Below are 10056 nucleotides of genomic sequence, written 5' to 3'. Positions count from 1 at the left end.
CGGTGGTGTGAGAGGACGCTAAATAAAATAATTATTTAGCTCCTACTCGATTTAATTTAATATATAGCTATATTTTAAACATATGTTGATATATGTAACGGATAAATAAGTTCGATTACTTATGCAGATATCAATAATTTGATAAAATAGAGCTAATATATGTGATTTTGACTAATTCAATATTCATTGGTTATAATAATACAAATAAATCACAAAATTAATAACATGAGGAGAATCAGATTATGAGAGAATTTGATACCATTTGTGGTATAGCAACCCCTATTGGTGAGGGTGGAGTTTCTATTATTAGAATTTCTGGAAGTAAAGCATTAGATATAATTAGCAAAATATTTGTTAGTAAAAATAATATAGATTTAAAACAAATGAAAACTTATACTATGAGATATGGGCATATTATAGAGTTTGAGAGTAAAGATGTAATTGATGAGGTTATTATAAGCTATATGAAGGGACCTCATAGCTATACTACTGATGATATAATAGAAATTAACTGTCATGGTGGAGTTATATCAACAAATAGTGTAATGAATCAAGTTATTAAAGCTGGTGCAAGAGTTGCAGAGCCTGGAGAATTCACTAAAAGAGCATTTTTAAATGGCAGAATTGACTTAAGCCAAGCAGAAGCTGTTATTGATATAATAAAGGCTAAGACTGATCTATCTATGAAATCAGCACTTATGCAAAGCGGTGGTGCGTTATCAAAGCAAATTAAAGAAATAAGACAATATCTTTTAGATACTTTAGCATTGATTGAGTATGGTGTAGACTTTACAGAGGATGACGAAGATATAGATGAAACTTTAATTATAAGAGTTAAAGATGGAATAAAAAATACTATTTTAAAGGTTAAAGAATTATTAAAGGGTGCAGATGAAGGTAAAATAATTAGAGATGGTCTTAATGTTGTTATTATTGGTAAGCCTAATGTAGGAAAATCATCTTTACTTAATGTTTTACTAAAAGAAAAAAGAGCTATAGTAACAGATATTCCTGGTACTACAAGAGATATAATAGAAGAGTATTTAAATATAGATGGTATACCTATAAAAATAACTGATACTGCTGGTATAAGGGAGACTGAAGACACTGTTGAAAAGATAGGTGTTGAAAGATCTAGAGAAAAGATTGAAGAGGCAGATCTAATTATTTTAATATTAGATTCTTCTAGAGAATTAGAAGAGGAAGATAAGGAAATAATTAATACTATAAAAGATAAGAATCACATAGTATTATTAAATAAAACAGATTTAGATAGAAAAATAGCAGATATTGATTTAGATAATCAAATAAATATTTCAGCTAAAACTGGTTATGGAATTGAAGAATTAAAAAATAAAATAAAAGAATTATTCTTTAGTGGAGATATAAATAGTGAGAGTTTAATAGTATCTAATGTTAGACATAAGCAAGCATTATATAGATCATTGGAAAACTGTGAAGTAGCACTAGATAGGATTAATGCTAATGAATTTTTAGATTTAATTTCTATTTATGTAACTTCAGCAATGAAAGCACTTGGGGAAATAACAGGTGATGAATTAGAAGAGGATGTATTAAACAAGATTTTTAGTGAATTTTGTGTAGGAAAGTAGGAATGGTATATGAAATATAATTATGAAGCAGGGGAAATTGATGTAGTAGTAGTTGGTGCTGGTCATGCAGGATGTGAAGCAGCATTAGCATCTGCTAGAATGGGATTAAATACTTTAATTTGTACTATAAATTTAGATTCAATAGCTATGATGCCATGTAATCCTAATATAGGAGGAACAGCTAAAGGTCATTTAGTTAGAGAAATTGATGCATTGGGTGGAGAAATGGGCGTGAATATAGATCATACATTCATTCAATCAAGAATGTTAAACACGTCTAAAGGACCAGCTGTGCATTCATTAAGAGCACAAGCTGATAAAAAAGACTATCAATTTAGAATGAAGAGAGTATTAGAAGAACAAGAAAATCTTCAAATAAGACAAATTGAGGTTACTGAGCTTTTAGTTGAAGACAATAAGGTAACAGGAGTTATTACTAAAAACGGAGCAATTTTTAGAGCTAAAGCTGTAATTTTAGCTACAGGTACATATTTAAAAGGAAAAATAATAATAGGTGAAGTTAGTTATTCTGGGGGACCAAATGGTTTATTCCCAGCTAATGATTTATCACAATCTTTATTAGATTTAGGCATTTCGTTAAGAAGATTTAAAACTGGAACTCCAGCAAGAATTAATAGAAGATCTGTAGATTTTTCTAAAATGATTGAACAACCAGGTGATGATAAAATAGTACCTTTCTCATTTATGAGCAAAAATATAGATAAAGAACAAATATCTTGTTATTTAACATACACTAATGAACAAACTCATAATGTGATTAAAGAAAATATAGGGAGATCACCAATATATAATGGAAGTATTAAGGGGGTAGGTCCTAGATACTGTCCATCAATTGAAGATAAAGTAATGAGATTTCCTGATAAATTACAACATCAAATATTTGTTGAGCCAGAAGGCTTAGACACTCTAGAAATGTATGTAGGGGGGATGTCTTCATCTTTACCAGAAGAAGTTCAATTAAAAATGATGAGAACATTACCTGGATTAGAAAATGTAGAAATAATGAGAACTGCATATGCAATTGAATATGATTCTGTAGACCCTACTGAATTAGAACCAACATTAGAATTTAAAAATGTTGAAGGTTTATATGGCGCTGGTCAATTTAATGGTAGTTCAGGATATGAAGAGGCAGGAGCACAAGGTCTAGTAGCAGGTATAAATGCTGCATTAAAAATTAAAGGTGAAGAACCAATGATATTAACTAGATCAGATGCATATATTGGCGTTCTTATAGATGATTTAGTTACTAAGGGTACTAATGAACCATATAGAATGATGACATCTAGAGCTGAGTATAGATTAATTTTAAGACAAGATAATGCAGACTTCAGATTAACTGAGATAGGGAAAAAAGTAGGATTAGTCACAGAGGAAAGATATGAAACATTCTTAAATAGAAAAGATACAATTGAAAGTGAATTAGAAAGATTAAAAAAATTACAAATAACTAATAAAAGAGAAACAAATGAATTTTTATTATCATCAGGATCTGCTGAACTAAAAAAACCTATAAGTTTTTATGAATTAATAAAAAGACCAGAAGTGGATTATTTTAGCTTAAAAGATTTAGATTCAGAAAGAGAAGAGCTTTCAGAAGATATTGGTGAACAAATAAACATAATTGCTAAATATGAAGGATATATAAGTAATCAACTTGAACAAGTAGCTCAATTTAGAAAATTTGAGAAGAAACTATTACCTAAGGATATAAACTATAGCAATGTAAAAGGCTTAAGAACAGAAGCTGAACAAAAATTAAACAGTATAAAACCTATAAGTATAGGTCAGGCATCACGTATTTCAGGGGTATCTCCAGCAGATATATCTGTATTACTTATTTATCTTGAACATTATTATAATAAATAATTTATTGGAGGTATTTATGAAATTTTATGATTTAATGTGCAAAGCTGCACAAGATGTAGGATTAGAGTTATCAAAAGAGCAATATGAGAAGTTTATAATATATAAAAATCTTCTTCAAGAGTGGAATGAGAAAGTAAATTTAACAGCTATTACAGAGGATGAAGAGATAATAAAAAAACACTTTATAGACTCAATTAAGGCATTTAAGAGAGATGAATTTAAAAACGCAAAAACTTTAATAGATGTAGGTACTGGAGCAGGTTTTCCAGGAATACCAGTAGCTATTATGAATGAAAATATACAAGTTACTTTATTAGATTCTTTAAATAAGAGAGTTAATTTCTTGAATTTAGTAATAGAAAAATTAGGATTAAAAAATGTAGTTACTATTCATTCAAGAGCTGAAGATGGAGCTAGACAAAAAAATCTTAGAGAATCTTTTGATATAGCCACATCTAGAGCAGTTGCAAATATGAGTGTTTTATCAGAGTTTTGTTTACCATATGTTAAAATTAATGGTTACTTTATAGCTTTAAAAGGCCCATCAGTAGAAGATGAAATAAAGGATTCAGACAAGGCTATAACAACTTTAGGAGGACAACTATTAGATATATGTGAAGTTGAAATTGAAGATACTGAATTAAAACATAACTTAGTTATTGTTAAAAAGATAAAAGAATGTCCTAAAGTATATCCAAGAAAAGCAGGAAATGTTACTAAAAAGCCTATAAAATAGTGTAAATAATATTTTGTAATTATTCACATAAGTTTTATTATTATAATAACTAATTTATATTTTATGGATTTATTCAAATATAATTTGTGTATTATTAGATAAGATTAAGGAATTTGTTTTATAAAATAATTAACAAATTAAAGGAAAAATGTAGCTATTATAGAATATAAATGATATGATTTTGGTATTGAAATTGTTATATTAACTTAATAGGGGATGGGTTTAGATACATGAATAATGAAATAATCAAGATAGATATAGATAAGATAGTTCCTAATCTATATCAACCACGTAAATATTTTAATGAAGAGGCAATTGAGGAATTATCACAATCAATAAAACAACATGGTATTATACAACCAATAACAGTTAGAAAAATTGGTGAGACTTATGAACTTGTAGCAGGAGAGCGTAGATTAAGAGCTGCTAAAGTAGCTGAGTTGGATGTAGTCCCATGTAATATAGTAGATATAACTGATTCAGAATCTGCAGAAATAGCATTATTGGAAAATCTTCAAAGGGAAGATTTAAATTATATTGAAGAAGCAGAGGCGTATAGCAATTTACTTAATGATCATAATTTTACTCAAGAAGATTTAGCTAAAAGAATAGGAAAGAAGCAATCTACTATTGCTAATAAATTAAGATTATTAAAACTAGATCCTAAGGTAAGACAAATGTGCCTTGAAAATAAGTTAACTGAACGACACTCTAGAGCACTTTTAAGTTTGCCAAATGCAGAGCTTCAATTTAAAGTGGTTACTAAGGTGATAAAAGATGGACTTAATGTAAAGAATACAGAAGAACTAATTAACAAGGAATTGCTTAAATTAGCAGGAAAACAGTTAAATAAAAAAAGAACTAATATAAAAGCTACTTTACCAGCTAAATTATATGTAAATACAATAAAACAAGTATTTAAAAAATTTAACATACCTGCTGAATATGATTGTACGGATTCAGATGAGTTTATTGAAGTAACGGTTAAAATTCCGAAGAATAATAAATAATTAATCAAAGACAATAGTTATTACTTTACGAGTTTTTAGTCTTAATAGTATATAAACTGAGAAAAAGATTATTTTTTCAAGTTTATATGCTATTTTTTTATTATATTTTCTTTTATTATTTATAGAATATATATATAATATTAATATGGGAGAGGGGGTGTAGGCTCTTAGAGGGCTTAATTATGAAAATAATTTGTGTTTTTAATCAAAAAGGCGGAGTTGGCAAGACAACTACGAATATAAATTTATGTGGTTATTTAGCTATGGCAGGACATAGAGTTTTAACAATAGATATTGATCCTCAAGGAAATACTACAAGTGGTCTTGGACTTGATAAAAGAAATCTTAATATCTCAATGTATGATGTTTTAACAACAGATATACCTATAAAAGAGTCAATACTAAGAACTGATTTAGTTGAAAATTTATTTATAGCACCTTCTACTATGGAGCTTGCAGGAGCTGAAATAGAGGTTATAGGAAAAGAAAATAGAGAAAATATAATGAAAAACAAGTTAAAAGAAATTGAATCAGAATATGATTATGTGTTAATAGATTGTCCACCATCATTAGGATTGCTAACTATAAATGCATTAACATGCGCAGATTCTGTTTTAATTCCTATTCAATGTGAATTTTATGCATTAGAAGGTGTAAGCCAACTAGTTAATACTATTCAATTAGTTAAAAAATCTTTAAACAAGAACTTGGAAATTGAAGGTGTAATCATGACTATGTATGATTACAGAACTAATCTTAGTAATGAAGTATTTAGTGAAGTAAAAAAATATTTTAAAAGCAAAGTATATGAAACAACTATTCCAAGAAATATAAGGCTCGCAGAAGCACCAAGTTTTGGATTACCTATTATGTTATATGATGATAAGTGTAAGGGTGCAGAAGCCTATGTTAAATTAACTAAAGAATTTTTATCTAAGCAGGAATAGGAGGAAGTGTAAATGGTAAAAAAATTTGGACTAGGCAAGGGATTAGGTGCACTTATACCAGAGGAAATAGATGAAAATGTTAAGCAAAAAAAGATTACTGACAATAGTAAATCAAATAATATGCTTATATCACTAAATAAAATAAAAAGTGATAAAGAACAACCAAGAAAAGCATTTGATTCTGAAAAAATAATAGAATTAGCTCAATCAATAAAACAACATGGTATAATTCAACCTTTAATAGTACGACAAGTAAATAAAGATGAATTTGTAATTGTAGCTGGTGAGAGAAGATGGAGAGCTGCTAAAATAGCAGGATTAAAAGAACTTCCTTGCATAACAATGGATATAAGTGATAAAGATATTTTAGAAATATCTTTAATTGAAAATATTCAAAGAGAAGATTTAAATCCAATTGAAGAAGCATTAGCTTATAAAAAATTATTAGAGGATTTTAAAATAACACAAGCTGAATTAAGTAATAGAATTGGAAAATCTAGAGTTACAATTGCTAATACAATGAGATTAATTAATTTAGATGAAAGAGTTCAACAATATTTAATTGAAGGAATCATCACAGAAGGACATGGAAGAGCATTACTTGCAATTGAGAATAATGATTTACAATATGAATTTGCTCAAAAAGTAATTGATAATAAGTTATCTGTTAGAGAATTAGAAAGATTAATTAAAAATATAAACATTGAAAAAGCAAATAAAGAATTATTAAGAGAATTAAATCCTTATTATAAGGATGTCCGTAATCAACTACAAAATTATTTTGGTACTAAGGTAAATATTCTAGATAAGAAAAACAAAGGTAAGATAGAAATAGAGTACTATTCTGAAGAAGATTTACAAAGAATTTTAGACATTATTAATATACAGTAAAATGTTTCACGTGAAACATTTAGTGAAAGGAATGACATAGTTGGAAAAATTATTTGGGATAATTAATCAAATAACACCATATCTAATTATAGGTATGATAGTTATAATTGTTTTATTATTTATTTTAATTTTTGTATTAATTAATTCAATAAACAAATTAGAAAGTAAATACAGAAGATTAATGAGAGGCACAAACGGCAAGAATTTAGAGGAAATGTTGATAGAAAAATTAGATAGTATTGATGATATTAGAGAAACAGCAGAAAACACTTTAAATGAATGCAGTAAGCTAGAAACAAAAATAAAGGATTGTGTTCAAAAAGTTGCTATTATGAGATATAAAGCTTTTGAAAATGTAGGTAGTGACTTAAGTTTTTCAATTGCTATGTTAGATGACAATAATGATGGAATATTATTAACTGGAATTTATGCACGAGAAGAAAGTACAACATATGCAAAACCAATTGATAAGGGAATATCAAGATATGATCTTTCAGAAGAAGAGCTTTATGTACTAAACGAGGCTGCTAATAAATATGAAAATCAAAAACATAGGTAATTTTTAAAATTTAAATAGCTAATTTAAAATATTAATTATATTTTAAATTAGCTATTTTTTGCAGCAAATTTAGATAATCATTAAATTAAAAAGCATTTTAACTAAATAGTATATGTTTAGTTAAATATTTAATTTGATTAATTTTTAGTAATTAATGACTAAAGTTTAAAAATATACATTTGTATAAATTATATAAACTATATCTAATGGTTTTTAATTTTTATATCTTTATTAACAAAATAAAAGTTAAGCAGATATATTTTTTATAAAAAAATTAATATACTATTTTACTGAAATATATATTTCTGCTAACTATAATTATTAGGAAAAGATATTACATGATTATTTGAAGTATAGTTATTAGCAGATTTAGTTTTTAAAGCAAAGTGATATATAGCTTTTGAAATTATATCTGCAATCATTGAAACCGTATATAATCTAGTATTTTGTAAAACCAGAAAATCAAAATTACTAGAAATATTAACTATACCAGTTATAGAAATATCACCAACTGCTGGAAGATCTTTATTTAGAGCTTTTCCAGGATAAAGAGGCTTTTTATCTATAAAAATTTTTCCAATATTATTTATTTTGCCTAAGCAAGAATCTATTGCAATAATAAATGGATTGTTAAACTTTATATTTATCTCATCTATTCTTTGAACTAAATTTTTTGAATGGATAGGATTTTTTAAATTTCCACATATATGAATATTATCATAAGATAAAAATTGAAGTTTATATCCGATTAATGGACCTAAACAATCACCTGTTGACCTATCAGTACCTATGCAGAGAAAAACAATATTTCTTTTTCCATCTAATATTGGTTTCAACTCTGAAAATAAATAATCACATATTTTTATATATGATGTAGAAATACTTGAATCTATAGCAAATGAATTTTTCATATAAAACCTCCCTTTAAAAGAATTATTTCCTTTAAAGGGAGGTTTTATTCAGATATTATCATTATAATAAAATTGTATATGCATTAAAATAATGTTGATATATTCATAAATAAAGGTAGATTGAGTAATTAAACTTATAAATATTAAAAATGAGTATAGTTCTATTTTTAGCTTGATCCCAATATAAAATTAAGATAAGCATTAAATGTTACAATACTCATTAAGTATTCTCAGAGAACAATTATAATGATACTTTATATGTTAAATATATTAACTTCTAAGAATGTTTCTTCACGAAATAGTCAAAACAAAGATATATTTTAATATATAGGCAACTTATTTATATATATTTATCTTTTGCAATTTTATTTAAAACATTTAGAGTATAGTCTATTTCTTCAATAGAAGTAAAGTTGCTTATACTAAGTCTTACTGTTCCATTAGGATAAGTACCAATTGTTTTATGCGCTAATGGAGCACAATGTAATCCAGTTCTAGTTTTAATATTATTACATTCTAAATAATAACCTGTTTCTGAGGTATCTAAACTATTTATGTTGATAGATACACAAGTTGTGGAATTATTACCAGTTGTATCTCCGTAAACATTTAAATCCTGTATATTTAATAAACCTTGAAGTAGATACTTTAATAAATGATTATTATGTTCATAAATATTATTTATACCAACTGAGTTTATATATTTAATTCCCTCAGCTAATCCAACAATTCCAGGCATATTTAGTGTACCTGATTCAAATTTATCAGGTAAAAATTCTGGCTGAAATAGTGAATAAGAAGAACTACCTGTTCCCCCTTGAATAAGAGACTGACAAGAGTTATTTAATTTATCATCTAATATAAATCCACCTATTCCTTGAGGTCCAAGTAAACTTTTATGTCCTGTAAAGCATACTGCATTTGCGTGTATTTCTTTCATATTAAGATTAATTACTCCAGCACCTTGAGATGAATCTACAATAAAAAATATATTATTTTCCTTACAAATTTCTCCTACAGATTTTAAATCTTGAATTGAGCCAGTTACATTTGAAGCTTGTGTAAGAATTATAAGTTTTGTATTAGATTTTATTTTATTTTCAATATCAGTAGGATTTACAAAGCCTAACTTATTTGCATTTACTATATCAAGTTCTACATTTGAATTTTCTTTTGCATAAAATAAAGGTCTTACTACAGAATTATGCTCCATAGAAGAAGTAATAACATGATCACCAGATTTTAAAATACCTTTAATAAGCATATTTAAAGATGTAGTTACATTATTAGTGAATATAACATTTTGTGAGCTGTTAAATCCAAAAAAAGTACAAACAGTTTCTCTAGCATTATAAAGCAATTTATTGCTTTCCATTGAATTAGAATAATTTCCTCTACCTGAATTACCTCCTACATTAATCATATAGTTATACATTGCATCAACAACTTGTTTTGGTTTAGGAAAAGTCGTTGCTGAATTATCTAAATAAACTTCCATA

The 10056-nt window shown here is 26.7% G+C and carries 9 protein-coding genes; 7 read left to right on the top strand and 2 right to left on the bottom strand.

The genetic code is table 11. The features are described from left to right. Nucleotides 1-242 precede the first annotated feature (242 nt). The 7 genes from mnmE (at nucleotide 243) to RYM86_RS16260 (ending at nucleotide 7646) form a co-directional block, all read left to right on the top strand. Nucleotides 243-1613 (top strand): tRNA uridine-5-carboxymethylaminomethyl(34) synthesis GTPase MnmE, encoded by a 1371-nt coding sequence (mnmE, locus tag RYM86_RS16290; RefSeq protein ID WP_315081800.1) that lies wholly within the window; start codon nucleotides 243-245, stop codon nucleotides 1611-1613. A 9-nt stretch (nucleotides 1614-1622) separates the two neighbouring features. Further along, nucleotides 1623-3503, top strand: a complete 1881-nt coding sequence (gene mnmG, locus RYM86_RS16285) for a tRNA uridine-5-carboxymethylaminomethyl(34) synthesis enzyme MnmG (protein WP_315081798.1) — start codon at nucleotides 1623-1625, stop codon at nucleotides 3501-3503. Nucleotides 3504-3519: 16 nt separating this feature from the next. Then, nucleotides 3520-4239: a 16S rRNA (guanine(527)-N(7))-methyltransferase RsmG gene (rsmG, locus tag RYM86_RS16280; protein WP_315081797.1), complete on the top strand. Its 720-nt coding sequence runs from the start codon at nucleotides 3520-3522 to the stop codon at nucleotides 4237-4239. A gap of 230 nt (nucleotides 4240-4469) precedes the next feature. Continuing rightward, nucleotides 4470-5249: a nucleoid occlusion protein gene (gene noc, locus RYM86_RS16275; protein ID WP_315081796.1), complete on the top strand. Its 780-nt coding sequence runs from the start codon at nucleotides 4470-4472 to the stop codon at nucleotides 5247-5249. A gap of 182 nt (nucleotides 5250-5431) precedes the next feature. Further along, nucleotides 5432-6196: a ParA family protein gene (locus RYM86_RS16270; protein ID WP_315081795.1), complete on the top strand. Its 765-nt coding sequence runs from the start codon at nucleotides 5432-5434 to the stop codon at nucleotides 6194-6196. A 12-nt stretch (nucleotides 6197-6208) separates the two neighbouring features. Further along, on the top strand, nucleotides 6209-7087 hold the full coding sequence (locus tag RYM86_RS16265; protein ID WP_315081794.1) for a ParB/RepB/Spo0J family partition protein: 879 nt from the start codon (nucleotides 6209-6211) through the stop codon (nucleotides 7085-7087). A 40-nt stretch (nucleotides 7088-7127) separates the two neighbouring features. Continuing rightward, nucleotides 7128-7646 (top strand): DUF4446 family protein, encoded by a 519-nt coding sequence (locus RYM86_RS16260; protein WP_315081793.1) that lies wholly within the window; start codon nucleotides 7128-7130, stop codon nucleotides 7644-7646. A 308-nt stretch (nucleotides 7647-7954) separates the two neighbouring features. Here RYM86_RS16260 and yyaC read toward each other — a convergent pair whose 3' ends face one another. Next, nucleotides 7955-8557: a spore protease YyaC gene (yyaC, locus tag RYM86_RS16255; protein ID WP_315081791.1), complete on the bottom strand. Its 603-nt coding sequence runs from the start codon at nucleotides 8555-8557 to the stop codon at nucleotides 7955-7957. Between the two features lie 340 nt (nucleotides 8558-8897). Next, entirely contained in the window at nucleotides 8898-10055 is a 1158-nt protein-coding gene (locus RYM86_RS16250; RefSeq protein WP_315081788.1) for an aminotransferase class V-fold PLP-dependent enzyme, read from the bottom strand. Nucleotide 10056 lies beyond the last annotated feature (1 nt).

It is taken from the genome of uncultured Clostridium sp., assembly GCF_963527835.1.
In the GTDB taxonomy this organism is placed as follows: domain Bacteria; phylum Bacillota; class Clostridia; order Clostridiales; family Clostridiaceae; genus Clostridium.
Note: the sequence above shows the minus strand (reverse complement) of the source record. Positions and strands in the feature narration are given on the sequence as shown.